The sequence below is a fragment of the Chryseobacterium sp. NG-CE01 genome, from assembly GCF_055695505.1.
Map to the genome: position 1 here is coordinate 2,599,569 of NZ_CM146369.1, position 21,101 is coordinate 2,620,669.

Below are 21,101 nucleotides of genomic sequence, written 5' to 3' on the forward strand. Positions count from 1 at the left end.
AATTAAAAAACTAAATCATGAAAGCAGCAAAACCTGTAGAAGCAGTCAAAAAAGCCCATCATAACCAAAATATAAAACAAAAACCCAAAAATCCGCTGAGCAGATTTATTTCGGGGATAAGAGCTGCCGCAATGCAGTCACAAAAGCCTGAAAGTCAGATTACCAAATCAGGGGCAAAAACGGATAAAAAACCGGTCGGTTCACATGGTAGCGTGACAGCTGTTCACGGTTCACAAACCATTTATGATCAGGGGTCTGAAGTGATGTACGGGAGACTTCGGGAAAGCTTACAGCAAACCGGAAATATCAGCCATCCTGAAACGAAGAATATGGAAAAAGGATACATGGCCACCCTGAATGTTAATCAGGTGCAGGATTACCAGAATCTGAAATCCGGAAACTATATTCCAAAAACGTTACAGGAGCAGGCTGCCGTTCATCAAATGCTTAAAAAACCTGAGAATACGGTAAAAACAACAGAACAAAAAGAAATCGTAAAGGAGGCTGATCCAATTCCTGAAGCACCAAAACCTCTTGTAAATCAAAAGCCAAAAGAGAAGAAGGCTGAAATTAAAAATCCTGAGATTAAACCGGTTGTACCTGATTTCAATACTAACAATATACAAAAGACTGCGGATAAAAGTGAGGCTGCACCTTCCCGAAAAAATAATAAGAATGAAAGCAATTCCGACAATAAAAAATTAACTCCAAAAACCAAAGGAGAAAAAGAAACAAAAGTTGTCGTTCCGGCTAATATTAAACCTGTTGTTGCGCCAAGAATGGATAAGGCGGTTGACAGTGAGCAGGCTGAAGTTGCTCCGGATGCACAGACAACAGTTAATATCCTGGGACTTGTGGCTGCCGCACAGGAGTTCAGAGACCAGGGAGTAGAAGCAAAATCGCAGGTGAAATCCCAGAACGATGCAGCGAAAGGACTGAAAAGTAAAATAAGAGAAGTTGAAAAAGCGATCCGGAAATCAGACGATGACCTCCGGAAATCCGAAGACAGCGTACAGGCTAAAGAGAATCTGGTGAGCCAACTGGAAAAAGGACTGGATACTTCAGTAAAAAGACAGCAGAAAGTTGAACAGGAGGTAGGAACCTATCGGGAAGAATACCAGAAAAATAAAACCAAAGCGAGCGATTTAAATAAGGAAGCCAACGATTTATTGGGTGGATCGCAGAAGCATCAGGATCCTGAAAATGCCGATTCCGGAAAGCTGACCCAAAAATTAAAAGAACTAAATACCAATGCAGGAACGATAAATCAGGCGGTATCTCAATCAGGAAATGCCGTTCAGAAATTGGCCCATGATGCACAGCAGGCTAAAGCCAAAAATGCAGCCATGCACAAAGAAGCACTCTCTTCAAGAGCATCTCTGCGAAAATCAAAAGCAAAACTGTCGGCAGATACCAAAAAGAACACCGAGGCAAAAAATGACTTGACGAAGCTGAATCCAAAATTAAAAGAAGCAGAATCACAAAGCAAAAAATTAAATAAAGAAGCTGACGGATTATTGCAGGATTCGTACGTCATTGAGAATGAGGTGACAAAAACTCAGAATGCCTACTATAAGAATATGGCGACTGTTGAGGGACGAAATAGCTTAACACAAAAAGAAAAAGAGAAAATTCAGCAGGCTCCGAAAGAGCTTGATCCTTCAGAACACCTGTTAATGGATTTTGTACAGCTTAAAACACAGGAAGAACAGATTGCTTTTGTCAGAGGATTAAACCCAAATGAACAAAATCTTTTAAAAGACAAGTTAGAGCAGGTAACCGCCAATTACGATAGTGATCAGTCTGAACAGCAAACCTCAATTGACGAAAATGTTGAAAATATCAGGAATAACCAGATAGAAAACTTTAACAATAAACGGAAAGATGCCTTACAAAAACCAATGAATCTGGTGACCAAAAACCTGAACAGGATTACTGGTCTGAAAAGACTCTGGATGTCTATTACCATGGCTTTTTCCGGCATTTGGAACGATATTACATCCATTACCTGGACCGATGTAGGCAAATTAATCAATTCGATTCTTAATCCTGTAGAGTGGTATCATACTGTTTCAGATTCAATACAGGGAATATGGGATGATCTCACAAATTGGAAAGGTTTCTCCCAGGATCCGGTAGGAATGATTCTTCAGAAAGCTGCCGGAATTGCCAATAAAGTGCTGGGTATTGCAGGGGTAATCACCGGAATATTGGGTATTCTAACATTGGCAGCTGCTGTAGGATCTATTTTTACATTAGGTGGATTGGCTCCATTAGCGGCCTGGCTCGGAGGAGCAACCATCACTATGGGAACGATCACGTTCTGGATCGGGGCCATCGCATTAGGATTAAATATACTCAATGGCATTAAAAATATTTATGATATCCATACGGCAAAAACGGCTGAAGTTTTATTTAAAAATTCCGGTGAGCTGAAAAGTGATATTACCAATTCCGGAATGGCTATTCTGGCGATGGTCGGTGGAAAAGCTTCTCAAAAAGGAGGGGCATCCGTAAAAAATCTGGCCAAAACAAATCCGAGAACTTTTGGCAAACGGATGTTCATTAATGCAAGAAACGGACTCAAAGCAAAAATTGTTTCCATCCCTCGAAAGATAACTTCTGTTTTCAAAAAAGAAACCTGGATAAAAGCGGCACAGAATTTCAAAGCGGCTTATAAAAAAGCACAGGACTGGGTGACTGAACCTTTCAGGAAAAAGAATACGGTACCACAAAAACGTAATTTAAACCAGCTCCCTTTTGAAGAGCAGACGGTTCCGGATAGGATGCATGAGCAGCCGCTACAAGAAAAAAATAGAAAAATTAATAATAACAATGATCTTGATGCTGAAACAACTAAAGATGGTATATTTGATAAAAATTCAGACTCTAAAAAAGATCCTGATGTAGTAATTTATGAGGACAGAATTATTCTTGAGGATGGTGCTCCTGAATTAACTGGTACTCAATCATCATCATTTATGGCTGGAAAATATAAAGGCTCTAAATTGAAGCAAGACAAAATTTATTACAGAGCTGGAGAATCTGGCAAGCCACTTGGTCAATATTTTTCTGAAGATCCGCCGGCTGGGGTCTTACAGGTTAGAATAGATAAAGCAATACTTCCTGTATGGCCAACAGGAGATAAATCGATCATAAATATGGCATATAAAATTAAAATACCGGCCGGAACTTTTATTTATGAAGGAGAAATTGCCGGACAGGGAGGAATTTATCTGGGAGGTACAAAACAAATTTTTATCTCCGAGCCATGGAAAATCAGTGGAGTTGAAGTTTTAGAAAGTTATCCGTTAAAATAAAGAAAATATGACAATTAAAGACTATTGCCTGCAAATAAGTAAATTATTGGAAGAGGCAGATCACGAAAAAAGCAAGGCTTTTATACAGCTTGGAAATCTATATGTAATTAATAGAGAAGAGGCACTTTCAAATATAAAAAATATATATGGAGGTATGGGCTCATTTAACGATTTCGTATTATATAAAGACGGGAAAGTTGACATTGAAGCCAATGAAAAACTCAGTGCATTAAGAGAAGATCTGTATAAAGCAGTGGTATCTGAAATTATTGAATTGAGAAGTTAAATATAATTCTCAAATAAGTAGCTACTGTTTAATATCCTGAAATATAGCATCATATGTTCATTTTTTTTAGGATAAAATTATAAATAGTTTGTATGAATAATATCGAAAGCTTGACAAAAGAATTTAAATCATTTCAGGAAAGTGATCTATTAAAATTACATGCTGCTATTAAACATATGGGATGTATTATTGCATGATTTTCGCAATGTTTTAAGAAAGGAACCTTTATAGTTTCACTTTGGATATAGTAAATGAATTAATAGAGTTAAGAATTGAAATTGGTTTAAAAAAAATGTATGATGGATCTGATTTAGATTTAGTAGTCATCACAAGAGAAATGAATCTGTTAAAAAGAATTGTTCCGGTGATGCAAGAATGCAAAAGATTATCAATCGTCTTTTTAGCGAATAATCATATTCTAAAAAAATACAAGTTTTAGACTCAGGGCCGGATTGTAAATCCGGCCCTGAGTCTTTGCACTGACAATACAAATCCCTTGTGGAATCAATTTAAACCACAAATAAAAACAATGATGTATTGTTCCCGGATTACACCAATCTATCAGCATCTTCATCCCGTTTCCGGCCTCACGCCTTATCCTTACTTACTGCAACTACAGAATCCATCGCTCAAAAAGTAACATATTCTCATCAAAAAATAAGATTTTTGAACCACAGAATTTAAAACTCAAAAAACACAGGAGGAAAAAAAGAAGTGGCGCAGTCATTACCTGTTTCCTATTACAAAATAGCACTTCGATTACTTAAATTCTTTAAAAAATCGCCCGCACCGGGTCAGATTTTACATTCAACAGGTATACAAAACGCAATTCTTCAGTTGCGTTTTGTATGACATTATACATCAATTATGAATAAAAAAACTAAATCATGAAAGCAGCAAAACCTGTAGAAGCAGACAACAAAAACCACCAGAACCAGAATAAAAAGCAAAAGCAGAAAGATCCGGTGGTTGTATCTCAGTCAGAGATAGAAGTCGCTGCTGTACAAACCCGAAAGTCTGAAAATCCATTCAGCATTCCAGGGCCAGCCTCACCTGATGATAGCAAGGTTAGCCTCAATGGTACACCGGCGGCCGTTCACGGTTCGCAAAATATTTATGATCAGGGCTCAAAGATCTCTTACGGCAGATTTAAAGAAAATTTGCAGAAGACCGGTGATATCAACCATCCCGAAACCAAGGAGATGGAAAAAGACTATATGGCCACCCTGAATATTAACCAGATAGAAGATTATCAAAATCTTAAATCCGGCAATTATACTCCGAAAACATTACAGGAGCAGGCTGAAGTGTATCAGGAAGCCAGAAAAACTGAGGAAGGAAAAACAGCAAAGCCCGAAACAGCTGCCAAACCTGAGCAAAAGGCAGAAGAAATACCTGCAGCCGAAACTAAAGATAAAGGAGAGGAGCAAAGCGTAGAAGCAGCACCTTCTCCAAATGCCCAGAATAATCCTGAATTTACGCAGTTAAGCAGTAAAATATCTGCAACAGCACACTCTCAGAAAAGCCACGAACCGGCACAAAAAGCAAGCAGTGATGCCCAGGCCGCGGCCCCTTCACCAGCCAACGAGCGCGAAAGTATGGCGCAGGCAGGTAAAGTAGATCATATGGATGCCCAAAAACCCGGAACATTCAGCAAAGCAGAGTTTAAAGCGTTACTTAAGCAAAAAATTGAAGGAATCAGGCTTCCTAAAGATGAAGCTGAAGCCGATGATTTCGAGAAAAACAACAATATCCAGCAGGTTAATAAAAATGCAATTGCCGACGTTAAAAATGAGAAAAATGCAGCAACCCATGATATTGCTTCAGCCACAGCTGCAAAACCTGATATTGGGGCACAGCCTGTTCGCTCCGTTGCCAAAATGCCGACACCTAACGCCGGAAAAGCTCCGGGTATTCCGAATGCCGCAAAAGCAATGCCTAATAAAAGAGATGCTGCAAGCGTGGAAAAACCGCTGCAGGAAGAAACAAATACCATTGACAGCGAGATGAAGACCCACGGAGTAACAGATAAAATGCTTGCCAACTCCAACGAGCCTTCATTTACGGAAGCTTTAGACGAAAAGAATAAGGCTAAAACAGAAAGTACTGCTGCAACACAGAAATTCAGGAAAACAGAAAATACCGAGCTGTCAAAAACCCGTGATCAGGCACAATCGAAGGCCGTTCAACATATTGGCGGAATGCATAATGCCCGCAAAGGCGGACTGAATCATGCACACGGCGAGCAAAAAAATACGGCAAGCAAAGACAGCCAGAAACGTAAAGAAATTGCCGACCGCATCAACAGTATTTACAACAGCTCCAAAACAGAGGTCGATACTATTTTAAATAGCCTCGATAAAAAAGTTGCAGAGATGTTTGATTATGGTAGTAAGATCGCCAAAAAAGCATTTGAAGATCATGTGGATTTAAAAATGAAAGCCTACAAAGAAAAGCGTTATGGCGGATCCTGGTTAAGCTGGAAAAATATCAAAAGAGTAGGTGATGCCATTGTAGGATTGCCTAAAGAAGTCAATGCTTTCTTCGTAACAGGTAAACAGGAGTATATCAAAACCATGGATCGTTATATTGACGACATTGCAACCCATGTTACCAATCAGCTTAATGCTGCCAAAGCCAAAATTGCCAAAGGCAAAAAAGACGTGCAGACCTATGTCAACAGCTTATCGCCAAGCCTTCGCAAAATTGGTAAAGATGCCATTGCTGAAATTCAGAATAAATTCAATGCGCTGGAAGAAAGCGTGAACAGCAAAAAAGATGCGCTCATCGATGTGCTGGCTAAAAAATATGCTGATAATATCGCAGGGATTGATGCCAGAATTGAAGAGCTGAAAGCACAAAACAGCGGATTGGTGAGCAAAGCCCTTAATGCATTAAGCGGGGTATTTGCTGTTATCATTGAAATTAAAAATACACTTACCAATTTATTGTCAGGCATTGCAGATGTTGTCATGGCGATTATAGCAGATCCGATAGGCTTCTTCAAAAACCTTATTGCAGGTGTCGGACAGGGATTTGCCAACTTCGGGGCCAATATCTGGACCCACCTTAAAACCGGCTTCTTCACCTGGCTTACCGGCGCAACAAAAGGCATCGACCTTACCATGCCGGAAGATATATTTTCCCTCAAAGGAATTTTCTCTATCACCACACAGGTGCTTGGCTTAACCTGGAACGGCATCAGAGCCATCGGTTCCAGAGTGATTGGAGAACCGGTAATGAAAGTCCTTGAGACAGGTTCTGAAAAAGGTTTTGAAATGGTACAGATCGCTCGTAAAGAAGGGGCAGCAGGGCTTTGGGAACATCTTAAAGATCAGTTTGCCGACCTGAAAGCCACGATTATGGATACCATTATGGACATGATCCAGACGCAGGTCATTCAGGCGGGGATAAAATGGATTATGGGCTTGCTGACTCCGGTAGGCGCATTTATAAAAGCTGCGATGGCGATTATTGATGTGGTGAAATTCTTCATCCAGCGTGCCGCACAGATTATGGAACTCATTAAAGCCTTCATCGACAGCGTTGCAGCTATTGCCAGCGGAAATGTAAGTGCTGTAGCCAAATCCATAGAAAATGCATTGGGTAAAGCGGTTCCTGTTTTAATCGGCTTTTTAGCCTCATTACTGGGAATTGGCGGACTGGCAGATAAGGTTTTGGGCGTAATTCGTAAAATCAGACAGCGTATTGAGAATGCCATTGTGAAGTTCTGGAATTTTGTGAAAGGGAAGGCAGGGAAACTGTTGAGTAAGATTGAGGTTGGTAGTAAAGATAAGAAAGAGAAAAAAGCTACAGATCAACGTACTTTTGCCGAAAAAGAAAGAGATTTAATTGCAGGAGTAAAAGAAGGAACCCGACTATTAAAAGACGAAAATCGTGATAAAAAAGAAATACAAAAACGTCTTGAAATTTTAGAAGATCGTTATGATTTACAGGAGCTGAAGGTTGTTACAGACAAAAACGAAAAGGAAAAGGAAACTCTGCATATTCATGGTAAAGTAAATCCAGAAAAAGATGGCGAAAAGGTACAGAGAATTTATAAAGAACTTCCAAAAACCATTATCACATATAGCTATGGAAAGTCTATTGCTAATCCATTAACAAGTAATAGAGATGCGGGTGATGGTACAATTTATATCCCAGGATGGTCGCATGCTCAGCTTCTTAATAAGAAAAATAACGTATGGAGAAGAGGACACATGGTAAGTGAAGCTTTAGGAGGAAAAGGAAAGGTAGGAATTAATAATCTATCAATTATTTCTCAATCTACCAACTCTGGGATGGATAAAGGACCAGAACAATTTGCAAAAAATGCTACGAAAGAAGGTAAAACTTTGATCTATGAAACTACTTGGGAAAACCATCCTAAAAAAGGAGAGATACAAAACTTTGCTAAATGGGTTAATGTGAAAATTATGGATAAGGAAACAGGCAGAACAATAGATTTTCCTTTTATTAATTTGCCGGAGCCATCAGAAAATGTTGACGATGTTAAATTTAATTTAAATGAACATGGAAGACCTACACTAATGAAAGAATTTGGATTGAGTGAAACTTTTGCTAGAGAATTAATTGATGAACGAAATAAAAATGGTAATTTTATAAGCCTTCCTTTAATTGAAAAAAGAATGGAAAAATACTATTTAGATAAAGGCTATTCAAAAAATAGTGATAAATTTGATAATCTTTATGATCAAATAGACATTTTGAAAGCAAAATTAAAATTACCTAATTTAGAACTTAGACATGATAACAGATAAATACTTACAATGCTTAAGAGAGTTGCAAAATAATCCAAATATTGAAATTGGAAAGTATTCTAGTGATACTAATTATTATGATTGTGAACCACCATCTGGAAGGTTTTTAGAAAGAAGAAAGAAAGAACTAGAAGAAGAGAATATTATAATTTCAGATAAAGACATGGAATATTTTAATTTGTCTAACATTATTGTTAATTGGGACGATATATTAAAAGAACCTACTGATATTAAAGTTTTAAGAGGAGGTTTTGTAATAAACGACATTACAGATCCATTAATTTATCCAACAGATTATTTTAAAAATGCAACTAATATAAAAAATGATGGAGATTATTCTCAACAGTTAGGTTGGTTTGAACGTTTACCTATGGGAGTTGATGATAGTATGAGAGGATGTTTTATAAAAGAGGAAGGTGATTTTCCTCCGCCAATAGCATTTTGTAATGCAGGTAGTGAATGGTATGTAAAGCTAGACTTCGATTATTACAAATATATGGAGCTTTTATTTCAAAATTATGGTTTCAAAGGATGGCAATACTTTTATATTGATATTGTTAAAGAAATTCCAAGGTTAGATCAGGTATTAGATGACATGCGGGTAGCAGTTAAAACCTTACCACTATTATTTCCTGATAAAGATTGGTCGTACCATCAGAAAAAATATCAGGCTGTCCTGGAAAAGTTAGGCAGAACGGAATAGCTTTATATAAAAAAGCTAAAAAAGCGAAATTTCCAGCCGGAAATTTCGCTTTTGTATTTCAAAGTAAACCATTTTCAGCGGAAATGTAAGCGCCGTTGCCAAATCCATAGAAAATGCATTGGGTAAAGCGGTGCCTGTTTTAATTGGCTTTTAGCCTCTTTAGTAAGAATTGACGGATTGGCTGATATGGTTTTGGGCGTAATTCGAAAAATACGCCAACGTATTGAAAATGCCATTGTGAAGTTCTGGACTTTTGTGAAAGGGAAGGCGGGCAAGCTGTTGAGTAAGATTGGGGTTGGAAAATCCAATAAGAAAAAACAAGAAGCTGATCGTAAGCATATAGATAATATGGATTCTGAAATTACTCCTGAACCATTCACAATGAATGGAGAATCACATACGTTGACCTTTGAAAAAGGGGAGATTTACATGGCGAGTGCGAAGGGAATTTTAACAAGTAAGCTTACCAGATTTAAAAATTATGTAAGTAAAAACAGTGATGCTGATGAATTTGAAGGAAAAGGATCTGAAATTTTAAATGAGATCAATGAATTACAAATAAGAAATGAAAGGGTAAAAAAATCATTAACCAATGCCAATAAGCTTGTAGATACAAATCCAGATAAATCTAAGAAAATAGAAAATGCACAGGCAGATCTTGATAACCTGAGTAAAAATGTTCATGATTTTGGTGAGAAATTTAAACTTAACGATTTAACAACCAAGAAGAAAAAGAAGGAACATAATAAATTCTTCCCCCACAATATAAAAGAACAGAATTTAGAGAATGGCGGTAAAAGAATTACTTATGAATATGCAGAGGGAAAGCAAAAATTTATAGTAGATATTGCGCCAAGCGGATATCCGGTTAAAGTGATTGGTAACCAACTTACCTTACACGATTTAGGACGCGGATTTACGCAAGATCCTGAAGGAAAACTTAAAAATGCAGGAATGGATTCGGCTCACGTTATTGCCAATATGTTTGGAGGAAGCGGATACAAAAAAGCCCAAAATATTGTGGCGACAAGTGCTGAATACAATCAGATTGTAATGAGAAGAAGAGAAGATCAAATCAGAGATTTTGTTGAACAAACTGCAGATGTCAGTCATTTTACTTTAGAAGTCAGTTTGCAGTATTCTGAAGATAGCGGTATATTTGAAATGTCTGAATTAAGAAAACAATTAGCAGATTATGCGAAAACCGATGATGAACGAAACATGTTGAAAGACGAAGATTTAAAAACAAGAATTTTACAAAATCTGAACCAAACCACTCAGGAGAGAATAAAAGAGGTAAAATATATTGTAACTCTTTTTGATGATCAAAATAGATTATTAAAACGTCAACCTTTTTAGATCACTGAATCAGATTTATTATTTGGAACTAAATAGAAATAAACAATGGAAAAAATCAAAAAATTTATTTTATCATTCATAATAGACGAATTTAACTGTAATAAAGCTAAAACAGATGTTACTATTACGGATAATGATTATGAAAATCTAAAAAATAAGACACAAAATTATTTTCATTCTGTAGTTCCTAATTCTTATGGCAGAGGAATGAGTCAAGAAGAATTATTAAACGATGAAGAAATTTATCAGGATTTGTATAGAAAAAATGTAACGGATGCTGTTCCCCGCACCTTATTCCAAATCAAGCAATACAAAAATCCAAAATTAGGAGAAGGTTTACCGAGATGGTTGGTTAGTGACGAGCTTTTTGCCTGCTATACAAGTTATACAGAAAACACGGGAAGAGAACTCGGTTATAACAAACTGTTTTATGTAGCTGAAACAAATGAAGGATTGAAAATAATTTATGATTTAACATTTGGAGTTAAAGAGCCAGGATGGCGTCATTCGCATGATTTAAAAATAAATCAGGTAAAAGATCCGGGCAAACTTATTGCTGTTGAAAAATACCAGGCTCCAGAGGAAGCCAATAGTTTGACAGATTATAATGCAGAATGAAATAAATAATAATAAAAAGCGAGGTTTCTAAACAGAAATCTCGCTTTTTATTTGAAATCAGTCTCAGCGAAAATGTAAATGCCGTCGCCAAGTCCATAGAAAATGCTTTAGGTAAAGCGGTTCCTGTTTTAATCGGCTTTTTAGCTTCTTTACTTGGAATTGGCGGCTTGGCTGATAAGGTTTTTGGTGTTATCCGTAAAATACGCCAACGTATTGAAAATGCCATTGTGAAGTTCTGGACTGTAAGCATTGAAACTATAAATTTTATTTAAAAAGCAGAAGCGAAATTTCAATTTTGAAATTTCGCTTCTGCTTTTTAAATAAATCTTGCCCAAATAGATGAAGGTTTCAGATCTTAATTACTTTTTGCATTAGTATAAAATGAATAATAGTAAAAAATAGGATATTTCTCAAAAGTTTCTGATTTAATCATCGTATAACCGTCACTTTCATATACTTTTGAAAAATCAAGAATAAGAGATTTCTTTTCGGGGAAACTGAAGATCATTTTTATCAGACTGGTGGCTGCGGTTTCCGTTTCATAAGTGAATAAAAGCTGTTTGCCATCCGGGCTATATACTTTCTTATTGTAGATTCTTGCTCTTAGTTTGGTATCAACGCCCGTATCATTAGATTTTACCTTATACATCAACGTTTCCTTACCGTTTTTCATGACGTAAACATCCGCATTTTTGTAACTTGTATCATACTTAAAAGTAACGGCTTCATTTACTTTTGTAATCATTCTGTTGAAGTTCTCATCATTAGGTATTCCTTGGGTTTCGGTATCTGCCGGCATTTCTATCGGTCCCGATTTTGAGGGTGCAGCCGGTTTCTTTTTCTGAGCATTTGCAGTAATTCCGAAGAATACCGTTACAATAACAACTGAAATTAATTTGAAAATTTTCATGGAATTTTTTTGCAATGTTATGTAAATTATTTTAAAATTCTCTTATTCTTTTTTAAAATTCAACGATCAGCAATTGCCGGCTAAAATTCAAAATTATAATTCAAAGCATAGTCAATATGTGTATTATTTCATATATTTAAATAAAATAAAATCATGAAAAAAGCACTATACATTAGCTTTCTTTTACTCAATCTTTCCTTACTGAGCGCACAGACCCTGGAATCCGGAAGCCGAAATACAGCAGGATATATCAAAAGTGACGGCACCATCGAAGACAGGAGCCACGCAACCGTAGGCTATATTAAAAATGATGGCACTGTTGAAAACAAAAGCCATGGAACCATTGGTTATATAAAAAGTGATGGAACCATCGAAAACAGAAGCCATTCTACCGTAGGGTATGTTAAAAAAGACGGAACGATAGAAAACAGCAGCCATATGACCATAGGCTATATCAAAGACGACGGAACGGTAGAAAACCGAAGCCATAGCACGATCGGCTATGCAAAAGGAGTAAAAAAAGAATGGGCAGCAGTCGTTTTTTTCTTCTTTAATCTCGATTAGCAGAAGATAATTATTTAGCAAATTACTTAAAAATAGAAGGCTTGGATTTTATAATCTGAGCCTTTGTTGTTCTGATGGAGATAATGAAATACATGAAACTATAGAATCATAACTTTCCTCATTTCGCTTCCGCATTTTCCTGATTACCTTACTTACTGCAGCTACAGAATCTAAAAGGTAAAAAGTTTTAAAAAAACAAAAAATAACGTGAGTTTTGAATTTTCAGGTAAAGAAATGATCTTTTAATCATTTAAAAATGAAAGCTACTGCAGCTACAGAATACACAAGGCAAAAAACTTTTACAGGAACAAAAAAAACATGAATTTTGACCTGTAAATCACAAGCAGCAAAGCATATTAAAATTAAATGGAAAATAACGAAATAACCACGAAAGAAAAATTAAAGACCTACTTTGAAACGGGGAAATATCCAACCGAAACTCAGTTTGCAGAACTCATCGATTTTTTAAGCATTAAAGATGGTGTTCAGAGCAATAAAGAAATGGTAACGCTTGCCAATAACCTGGCATCTCTTGATAATGGATATATCCTCTACAATACCATTAGTACTGAAAATGAGAAGTTCCCTATTGTTGTAAGATCAAAAGAAGGAGAAGAACAAATTTTTACAATCAGCAAGACCGAGAATAAAGAACAAAAACGATATTTTCAGGGCAGTGCTCCTTACGCGGTCAGCACAAAAGAATTTTTCGTGGAAAAATTAGAAGGAAACAGGTATTACTCTCTGTACACCCAGATTGATGACGGGCATACAACCAATAGACTGTTCGGAAATAACCTGCCTCCTGTTCCCGAGAATTTTGAGTTGGGAACAATAGAAAATAAAAAAATCTCTGTAAAGATAACCATTGAAGATTTTGATCGTAAAATAACTAATTTACATACGCGTTTCACCTTTGTTAATAAAACGGATATACTTATTGAATACGCATTATACGGAAATTCCTGGTCAAATACATATATCTCTAAAGACATGATTACAGATCATTATGATCTGGGAGATTTTCTGGCCTGTTTTTTCAGAGCAGACCTCAGCGGAACCAGTAAATCCATAGTTTGCAGGATCTATGATGCAGATAATGATGCTCTTCTTATGGAAGTCACATTATTACCGGGACAGAAAAATACAAATGTTCCGGCTGGCGTTCTGTCTGCTGTGAGAAATGCCAGAATAGAATGTGATTATGAAAGCTAACAGATAATTAAGAGTTGCTGCAACTACAGAACAGATAATGCGAAAAGCTTTGATAACAATAACAAAAGCCTGAACTTTGAACCATCAAAATAAAGCAGTAAACCAGTCGTTTCTTACAAAATAAAGATTACTGCAACTACAGGACAGACAGCACAGAAAATTTTGATAAAAAGAAAAAAAACTTCAACTTTGAACCGTCAAATAAAGCAAAAAGTTTCTGTTTCTTACAAAATAAGATTTACTGCAACTATAGAGCAGACAAGTCTGAAAAATTTGAAAAGAACAAAAAAACTTCAACTTTGAACTTTAATTCGCAGGCCACTACAAAGCCCATTAATCTGAAAAATTATTCAGAATCGCAGGACGGCCAAAGGTAAGCAATTACAAAACCAATAATAAAAATAATCCTCAATCGGGTAAGATCCTCATTAACGGGAAACCTTTTACTCTTGAAATACCGGGATTTTCCGACATGCAGATGTCAGAATCTCCCCGGAAGACAGAACAGCACGAAAATCTACCAGAAGATCTGTTGTTTTCTTTCAGGAGCAGATTAATTCTTTAAAAAGTAGGAATTCCAGTGATGAAGAAACTTTCCAAAACAATTGCTGCGGCAGTTGGGTAAGGTTCTTAAATATGAGCCACTTTCCGGTTGGGGTAATTTTTAAGAAAAATAAAATACATCCAAAAAGATCAGACCAAACATAAAACATCAATACCATACCCGATAATCGAAGCTGAAAGGTATGACAGAAAGGACATAAGTATAAAAAACATTAAGATATTATGGAAGAAATAAACAGATTAACCCAGAGAGAAGAACTCAAAACTTATTTTGAAACGGGAAAATATCCTACACAAAGCCAGTTTGGAAGATTCATAGATAATTATGTCCATCTGAATGAATTTAATTTTGGACTTGAAGTAAAACCAACATCAGATTATAATACAAAATACTACCATTTCTACATCGCTGAAAACAAGAAAAAAACAAGCAGAGGACATATAAATGTCGAAGACAGCAGGAATGAGCCACAACAAATTGATGGGTACAGGCATATTCTATCCCGAAATGTCGGTTACAAAAGCCTGACCGTAAAATTGTCCAACGACCTTGATCTTGAAAAATACCAGCCGAAGATCATTATAAAACGATATAAACAAAAAAAGAAACTGAAAAGCGGGTTTGTAAAAACTGCCGGATTTTATCAGGAGCTTCCGGAAGATGCAAAATCATGGGGCAGACAGTCAGAATATCCGGTAAAATCTACCGAAATGGTGCTTGATATTAATCCTGTTAACTACTTCAGGCCAGGTGAAAACTACAGGGATTTCTATCCGGCAGGAACTTTCAACAGACCTGGATCATTCAGATATTCGGTACATCACAGAAAACCATATTCTCTTATCCAGATGCTTTTGGAAATTGATGTCAACGGAACAAAATTCAGATCAAACCCTGTTACGATAAAAATTATTTTAGGAAGGGAAGAAAATGACTTAATTAACTACGTTATTAGTTAACAACAAAAAGATCACCTCAACCGGGTAAGAAACTCCGTCTCAGGAAGCCTTTTACTTTTGAAATGCCGGAATTTTCTGATGATAAACAGGGAATGTCAGAATCTGTCCGGGATAATAAAATAAAGATTGCAAAATCTGTATTTTCTTTCAGAAGTAAGATGAATTCTTTAAAAAGTAGGAATTCCGTATTGTGAGAAGCTTTTCTAAAACAACTGTCACTCACGGCGGTTGGTAAGATTCTCTTATGGGAGTTGTTTTCCGGCTGAGGTTACTTTTTGGTTAAATCCTTTTATTCCTTTTTGCACTAAATAATTTTCACCAAATACTGCAAAACGCAGAAAAAAATATCAGTAAAAGAAATGTAAAAACATAAAAACAATAACCATGAAAACTGAGTATTACAACAATTATTCATACTCATTGGTGAGCTGCTTTTCGGTTGAGGTTTAGGATGCTAAACCAGAGAATACAATGTAACATCAGAAGATGGATCACATGATATTTTAACAACCCGAGTAAGATACTCTATAGCGGAAGCCTTTTTACCCTGAAATATTGGAATTTTCTGATGTTCATATCAGAATCTCGCCCACAATCCAAAATAACCGGTCAACAGATCCTTTATTTCATTTCAGGAGCAGATGACATTTCGTAAGAACGGAATTGATGAAAGTAGGAATTCCCGTAAGAGAGGAGACTTTCGAAATAACTGCTGCGGCAGTTTGGTAAGACTTTTCAATATGAGTTACATTTCTTACACTGATCAAAAATGAATACACAGATTCATTCCAAAATTAAAGCTCTAACAATTACAATAAAAAAAATATTTGAGAAATCGGCAAATCGGCTGTGATTAAAATAAAAGACTATAACCAATGGAGGCAGAGAATATACAAAAACTATTTACGCATTTGGAAAACGTTATTACCTGGCGTATCAACAATTCTTCGGAAGATTTTAACACAGGAGCACCTGAATTTATACCAGGTGACCATCAAGGCTTTCATTTGGGAAATTATATTTCACAGAAAGACCTTGTCCATCAGGAGGTTATTATTCTTTTAATGGCTTTATTACCGGCACTTGAACCGGCATTGCTGAAGCGTATTTACCTGGAGTTTCCCAACAGTGCGCTGTTCGATTTTTGTTCAGTCAATGATAATGGAAGACTTTTTTTTCCTACCGTTCAGACGGTACAGTATATTTTGGGCGGCGACAGCATTTCAGACAGACTGAAGGCATTGGATTATTTCGCTTCGGATTCTGTATTGGTTAAAGATGAGATTATTTCGCTTCCGGGTGCAGTACAAAACCAGCAGGCATTGATGAACTTCCAGATAACCGTTCCGCAGGAAGCATTTAATATGATTATTTTCGGATCAGAGCTGTTGCCGAAAATGAGCAATGATTTTCCGGCAGAACAAATTCGCACCCGTCGTTCCTGGGCCGATCTTATCCTCCCTCAGAATACAATGGATGAACTGCAGAGTATTGAAACATGGTACAACAGCAGCAGGATTCTTATGGAAGACTGGGGTATGCAGAAAAAACTGAAGCCTGGTTTCAGGGTGCTGTTTTACGGAGATCCGGGAACAGGGAAAACGCTTGCAGCTAGTCTTTTAGGAAAGTACACAAAAAGGCCTGTATTCAGAGTAGATGTTTCCATGCTGGTTTCAAAATACATCGGGGAAACTGAAAAACAGCTGGCCAAACTTTTCGACAAGGCAGAAAATAAAAACTGGATTCTGTTTTTTGATGAGGCGGATGCTATTTTCGGAAAACGGACCAATGTACGGGATGCTCATGATAAATATGCCAACCAGGAAGTTTCTTATCTTCTGCAGCGGATAGAAATATTTTCAGGACTCATTATTCTGGCGTCCAATTTCAAAAATAATATGGATAAAGCATTTACAAGGCGTTTTCACAGCTGTATAAAATTCAATAATCCCAAGCACGAAGAGCGTCTGCGCATCTGGCAGCACAACCTGCCCGAACAGTTACAGCTCCAGGATATTGACCTTGAACAGATTTCAAAGCGGTACGAACTTACAGGATCTAATATTATGAACGTAATTCAGGATGTAAGCTTAAAAACAATTGCTCTAAAAGACGCCAATTATAAAGTGAGCCTCGAAATGCTCCTGGAAAGCATCAGGAAAGAATACGCAAAAGAAGATAAAATTTTCCCATAGATCAACACAGTCAGCTCGGGCGTTTTTCGAAATGAAATGAAGAAAAATGTATCGAGAACCTAATCTGACTTTCTGTTCTTACCTTAAGTTAAGTTAAATCCTATCGGTTTCAAAGCCAATGGATTATAGCCCAAGATTATCTGATTAATTACTAAAAATTAAAGCTATGAAAGCAAAAATTCTGCTGCTGATAATCTTCAGTAGTCTTATACTCGGCTGCTGCAGAAGCAAACATAAAGTTGCGGCCGTTTCCCGTGAAAATACTCAGGAAACTGCAAAATTAAAAATAGATTCCTTAGACGTACGGCATTCAGAAACTGTTCAGAATACTTCTGCTGATCATTTATCCACGGAAATAACTGATGAAATATCGGGAAATATTTCAATTACAGGAAAATCTGATAATTCCAATCCCTTTGTTTATCACAATATTTTAGGGAAAGATACCCTCCAGAGTATTTCCATTCTGGGAAATGCGGAATATGTTATCAGTAATCATTATGTGAAAGCATCCCAAAAAAAAACTGAAAATAAAAAAGAAAAATTTACAAATACTTTTCAGGAGAATGCTCAGCATACTGTTTCAAAAGAAGCCGAAAAAGAAAAGAAATCGGTAATTTCTCAGAAAACAAAAAAAATAAAGGTAACCGGATTTGAAATAACAGCCTGGATTTTCATGACCATTTTGGGAGTTACTTTGATACTCATCTTCTTCACCTATAAATATTTTAAGAAATGAAAACATCACAAAATGGAATCAATCTAATTTTATTATTTGAAGGTTTCAGTTCCAGACCCTATCTGGATTCTGCAGGAATTCCTACGATCGGCTATGGAAACACATATTATCCCGGTGGTAAAAGAGTAACCATGAAAGACCCTGCAATTACCAGAGAACGTGGAGCAGAACTATTTTCATCAGTTTTGCCGGCGTACGAGAAAATCGTGAACAGTAAAATTAAAGTTGCTCTTACCCGGAATCAATTCGATGCGCTCGTATCGCATACTTATAATACAGGAGGATCTGATACCCTGTTTTCCTTAATTAACAAAAAAGCAAATCCGGACGCCATTAGAGACTGGTTTACCACAAGATATATTACCGCAGGCGGTAAAGTATTGAGTGGGCTGGTAAGGCGCAGAAAGGCAGAAGCCGATTTGTTTTTCTCGAAATAGGACTTCTATACTTGTCCCGGTCTTATGCCAAAAGCGAAAGAAAGGAAAGTATTACTCAGCGAGTTTATAAATCACTTAAAAGAAAATTAAAAGCCAATGAAAAAATGTAGACATGAATGTAACCAACAACCAAAATTTGTGATAAAAGAAAAACTCAAACCTAATTTCCGATTATTATGGCAGTACCATTAACGACCATATTCAGCTGGTTTGAAAAAGGCGATTTTCCGACTGAATATCAGTTTAAGCAAACCTTTTCCTCATTCCGTCACACCGATGAAAGAATCAGGATGAATGAAGTGACGGGTTTGCAGGATGCTTTTCAGAATACGCTTCCTACAGCAGCTTTTACCAGTCATCAGGAAGACGGAAATGCCCATAGTTCAGTGCTGGCAAAACTCAACGCCTCCAATCTTACTGCTGCCAACATCAATGATTGGAAAGAAAAATTAAAAATCAATTTAGCTGCTACCGTAGACGATGGTGATGATACCGGGAATGTCTATACAAAAGTACAGATGGGGGAAATTTTAAATGTCTTCAGGGCACAGGATGATGCATTGATTGCACATATTGACCAGATTAATAATATACTGTCCTCTGCTGATCCGGATCTTGATAAACTTCAGGAGATTATAAACTATATCAAAGAAAACAGGAGGCAGATAGAAGTGCTGGCCGACCTCATTGCCGGAAGTGGTTCGGATGATACAATCAGCCTGGTCGGAAGTTACTCAAACTGGGGCAAGCTTACTTACCAAAGCCAGTTTAACAGCTTAGTTTATAATAAAATTCAGCAAATAGAAAATGCAGTCGGTTCCGGAAAAATCAGGCACGAAGAAAAGGTAAGAGGAGACTCCAGGGTAAAGCATGATCTTAACACCTTAAACTTTGTAATAGATGCCTATGACACTGTAACGATGTTTACCGTTCCCCTTAAAGTAAAAAGAATAGACAACAATACGGTTGATGTGCTATTTGATTCATTACCCCCAAATACAATTCAGTTAACAATAAAAAAAATATAATTTATGGATATTAAATATGCGTATTATCGAAGTTCTGTCGGATATAAAATAGAAGGAAAGACGGACAGTGATATTTTAACAGCCGGTGGCGGCACAAAATCACTCGGTTCTTTCTGGCATGACGGAAATCTGACTCCTTCAGACTATGTGCCGAAAACAAGAACTTTAACCATTAACGGAACGAGTTATGATCTTTCTGCAAACAGGTCCTTTACAACACCGGATACCGTTACCCGCCTGAAGGGCGGTACATCCGGCTCTTTGGTGTCCGGTGATGTTACCCTTGCTGCCGGAGCCAATATGGCGGTCAGCCAAACGGGAAATACCATTACACTAGCGTCCACAGATACAACCTATGCTGCGGGTAACGGGCTTACCTTAACGGGAACCACATTCTCTTTACCGGTTGCTACTTCAGGAACAGGAAACGTAGTTACGGGAATTACACAAACCGCTAACGGAATAACGGTGTCTCTGGGATCAATGCCTACAACTACTGATTTAGCGAATTACATCCCGCTATCACAAAAAGGTGCTGCAAACGGTGTTGCCATTCTTGACGGATCAGGGTTGGTTCCCGCATCTCAATTACCGTCTTATGTAGATGATGTTCTTGAAGGATATTACAAAGTAGCTGACGGAAAGTTTTATAAAGAAGCAGCTTATACCAACCTTCTCAACGGAGAAACAGGTAAAATCTATGTTTCCCTTGATACCAACAAAACATATCGTTGGACCGGAACAACGTTCGTTTATATCACTTCAGGAGCTGTAGATTCGGTAAATGGATTAACGGGTGTTGTCGTTCTGAATAAATCTCATGTAGGATTAGCTAACGCTGATAATACAGCCGATGCAGCGAAAAGTGTTCTTTCCGCTACAAAATGGACTGCCGCAAGAACCATTACACTTTCCGGAGTGACTGCAACAGCACAGACGATCGACGGTTCCGGAAACGTTGCCATTCCCGTTACTGCTGTTCCGGCAACATTGTTAACCGGCACTGCATCCATCAATACCAGCGGATCAGCGGCTAAATTAACCACCCCAAGAACAATCGCCGCTTCTGGCGACGGAACATGGAATGTTTCCTTCGATGGCTCGGCAAATGTTACTTCGGCATTAACATTGGCGCCTTCAGGAGTAACTGCAGGAACGTACAGCCGGGTTACCGTAAACGCTAAAGGGTTGGTTACTGACGGAAGCAATGTTTCAAAAACATACACTACCAATATTACAGGAACTTCAACTTTAAACCACAACCTAAACACACTGAACGTTGAGATTACCATGCGTGATACGGTTACTTCCTACAAGGTTTACGGAAGAATAAAACCAATCGATACAACAAGTGTAGCAATAGAATTTGATTCTACACCTCCTAATCCAATTTCAGTAGTAATAACCAACTTAGATTTATAG

The 21,101-nt window shown here is 37.2% G+C and carries 15 protein-coding genes; 14 read left to right on the forward strand and 1 reads right to left on the reverse strand.

Annotated features, from left to right (window positions below):
• The first annotated feature begins 17 nt into the window (after nt 1–17).
• The 6 genes from ACYT6F_RS12200 to ACYT6F_RS12225 all read left to right on the forward strand — a co-directional run bounded on the left by ACYT6F_RS12200 (nt 18) and on the right by ACYT6F_RS12225 (nt 11,067).
• Nucleotides 18–3,320 carry a hypothetical protein gene (locus ACYT6F_RS12200; RefSeq protein WP_472597942.1) on the forward strand — a complete coding sequence of 1,101 codons (3,303 nt, stop codon included), beginning with the start codon at nt 18–20 and terminating at the stop codon, nt 3,318–3,320.
• Nucleotides 3,321–3,327: 7 nt separating this feature from the next.
• Nucleotides 3,328–3,606: a DUF6966 domain-containing protein gene (locus ACYT6F_RS12205; protein WP_472597943.1), complete on the forward strand. Its 279-nt coding sequence runs from the start codon at nt 3,328–3,330 to the stop codon at nt 3,604–3,606.
• Nucleotides 3,607–4,493: 887 nt separating this feature from the next.
• Nucleotides 4,494–8,387, forward strand: coding sequence for a phage tail protein (locus tag ACYT6F_RS12210; RefSeq protein ID WP_472597944.1), 3,894 nt, complete (start codon nt 4,494–4,496; stop codon nt 8,385–8,387).
• On the forward strand, nt 8,374–9,090 hold the full coding sequence (locus tag ACYT6F_RS12215; protein WP_472597945.1) for a hypothetical protein: 717 nt from the start codon (nt 8,374–8,376) through the stop codon (nt 9,088–9,090). Before ACYT6F_RS12210 ends, ACYT6F_RS12215 begins: the two co-directional genes overlap by 14 nt.
• Before the next feature lie 186 nt (nt 9,091–9,276).
• Nucleotides 9,277–10,449 carry a DNA/RNA non-specific endonuclease gene (locus ACYT6F_RS12220; protein ID WP_472601118.1) on the forward strand — a complete coding sequence of 391 codons (1,173 nt, stop codon included), beginning with the start codon at nt 9,277–9,279 and terminating at the stop codon, nt 10,447–10,449.
• Nucleotides 10,450–10,494: 45 nt separating this feature from the next.
• Nucleotides 10,495–11,067 carry a hypothetical protein gene (locus ACYT6F_RS12225; protein ID WP_472597946.1) on the forward strand — a complete coding sequence of 191 codons (573 nt, stop codon included), beginning with the start codon at nt 10,495–10,497 and terminating at the stop codon, nt 11,065–11,067.
• 355 nt (nt 11,068–11,422) lie between these two features.
• Here ACYT6F_RS12225 and ACYT6F_RS12230 read toward each other — a convergent pair whose 3' ends face one another.
• Nucleotides 11,423–11,977, reverse strand: a complete 555-nt coding sequence (locus ACYT6F_RS12230) for a hypothetical protein (RefSeq protein ID WP_472597947.1) — start codon at nt 11,975–11,977, stop codon at nt 11,423–11,425.
• 153 nt (nt 11,978–12,130) lie between these two features.
• Here ACYT6F_RS12230 and ACYT6F_RS12235 point away from each other — a divergent pair, with 153 nt between their 5' ends.
• The 8 genes from ACYT6F_RS12235 to ACYT6F_RS12270 all read left to right on the forward strand — a co-directional run bounded on the left by ACYT6F_RS12235 (nt 12,131) and on the right by ACYT6F_RS12270 (nt 21,101).
• The gene (locus ACYT6F_RS12235; RefSeq protein WP_472597948.1) at nt 12,131–12,541 is read left to right on the forward strand and encodes a 5-fold beta-flower protein; all 411 of its coding nucleotides are present in this window, start codon (nt 12,131–12,133) and stop codon (nt 12,539–12,541) included.
• Between the two features lie 366 nt (nt 12,542–12,907).
• Nucleotides 12,908–13,756: a hypothetical protein gene (locus ACYT6F_RS12240; RefSeq protein WP_472597949.1), complete on the forward strand. Its 849-nt coding sequence runs from the start codon at nt 12,908–12,910 to the stop codon at nt 13,754–13,756.
• Nucleotides 13,757–14,542: 786 nt separating this feature from the next.
• Nucleotides 14,543–15,280 (forward strand): hypothetical protein, encoded by a 738-nt coding sequence (locus ACYT6F_RS12245; protein ID WP_472597950.1) that lies wholly within the window; start codon nt 14,543–14,545, stop codon nt 15,278–15,280.
• A gap of 875 nt (nt 15,281–16,155) precedes the next feature.
• Entirely contained in the window at nt 16,156–17,475 is a 1,320-nt protein-coding gene (locus tag ACYT6F_RS12250; RefSeq protein WP_472597951.1) for an ATP-binding protein, read from the forward strand.
• A 166-nt stretch (nt 17,476–17,641) separates the two neighbouring features.
• Nucleotides 17,642–18,214 (forward strand): hypothetical protein, encoded by a 573-nt coding sequence (locus tag ACYT6F_RS12255; RefSeq protein ID WP_472597952.1) that lies wholly within the window; start codon nt 17,642–17,644, stop codon nt 18,212–18,214.
• Nucleotides 18,211–18,651, forward strand: coding sequence for a lysozyme (locus ACYT6F_RS12260; RefSeq protein ID WP_472597953.1), 441 nt, complete (start codon nt 18,211–18,213; stop codon nt 18,649–18,651). The genes ACYT6F_RS12255 and ACYT6F_RS12260 overlap by 4 nt, the downstream gene beginning before the upstream one ends.
• A 176-nt stretch (nt 18,652–18,827) precedes the next feature.
• The gene (locus ACYT6F_RS12265; RefSeq protein ID WP_472597954.1) at nt 18,828–19,679 is read left to right on the forward strand and encodes a hypothetical protein; all 852 of its coding nucleotides are present in this window, start codon (nt 18,828–18,830) and stop codon (nt 19,677–19,679) included.
• A gap of 3 nt (nt 19,680–19,682) precedes the next feature.
• Complete coding sequence (locus ACYT6F_RS12270) at nt 19,683–21,101, forward strand: hypothetical protein (RefSeq protein WP_472597955.1); 1,419 nt, start codon at nt 19,683–19,685, stop codon at nt 21,099–21,101.

Bases quoted from the DNA above. Each gene is read 5' to 3' on its own strand.
- ACYT6F_RS12215 (WP_472597945.1), top strand. From the start codon at position 8,374: ATGATAACAGATAAATACTTACAATGCTTAAGAGAGTTGCAAAATAAT.
- ACYT6F_RS12205 (WP_472597943.1), top strand. From the start codon at position 3,328: ATGACAATTAAAGACTATTGCCTGCAAATAAGTAAATTATTGGAAGAG.
- ACYT6F_RS12200 (WP_472597942.1), top strand. From the start codon at position 18: ATGAAAGCAGCAAAACCTGTAGAAGCAGTCAAAAAAGCCCATCATAAC.
- ACYT6F_RS12230 (WP_472597947.1), bottom strand. From the start codon at position 11,977: ATGAAAATTTTCAAATTAATTTCAGTTGTTATTGTAACGGTATTCTTC.
- ACYT6F_RS12220 (WP_472601118.1), top strand. From the start codon at position 9,277: ATGGTTTTGGGCGTAATTCGAAAAATACGCCAACGTATTGAAAATGCC.
- ACYT6F_RS12235 (WP_472597948.1), top strand. From the start codon at position 12,131: ATGAAAAAAGCACTATACATTAGCTTTCTTTTACTCAATCTTTCCTTA.
- ACYT6F_RS12210 (WP_472597944.1), top strand. From the start codon at position 4,494: ATGAAAGCAGCAAAACCTGTAGAAGCAGACAACAAAAACCACCAGAAC.
- ACYT6F_RS12245 (WP_472597950.1), top strand. From the start codon at position 14,543: ATGGAAGAAATAAACAGATTAACCCAGAGAGAAGAACTCAAAACTTAT.
- ACYT6F_RS12240 (WP_472597949.1), top strand. From the start codon at position 12,908: ATGGAAAATAACGAAATAACCACGAAAGAAAAATTAAAGACCTACTTT.
- ACYT6F_RS12270 (WP_472597955.1), top strand. From the start codon at position 19,683: ATGGATATTAAATATGCGTATTATCGAAGTTCTGTCGGATATAAAATA.
- ACYT6F_RS12265 (WP_472597954.1), top strand. From the start codon at position 18,828: ATGGCAGTACCATTAACGACCATATTCAGCTGGTTTGAAAAAGGCGAT.
- ACYT6F_RS12225 (WP_472597946.1), top strand. From the start codon at position 10,495: ATGGAAAAAATCAAAAAATTTATTTTATCATTCATAATAGACGAATTT.
- ACYT6F_RS12250 (WP_472597951.1), top strand. From the start codon at position 16,156: ATGGAGGCAGAGAATATACAAAAACTATTTACGCATTTGGAAAACGTT.
- ACYT6F_RS12260 (WP_472597953.1), top strand. From the start codon at position 18,211: ATGAAAACATCACAAAATGGAATCAATCTAATTTTATTATTTGAAGGT.
- ACYT6F_RS12255 (WP_472597952.1), top strand. From the start codon at position 17,642: ATGAAAGCAAAAATTCTGCTGCTGATAATCTTCAGTAGTCTTATACTC.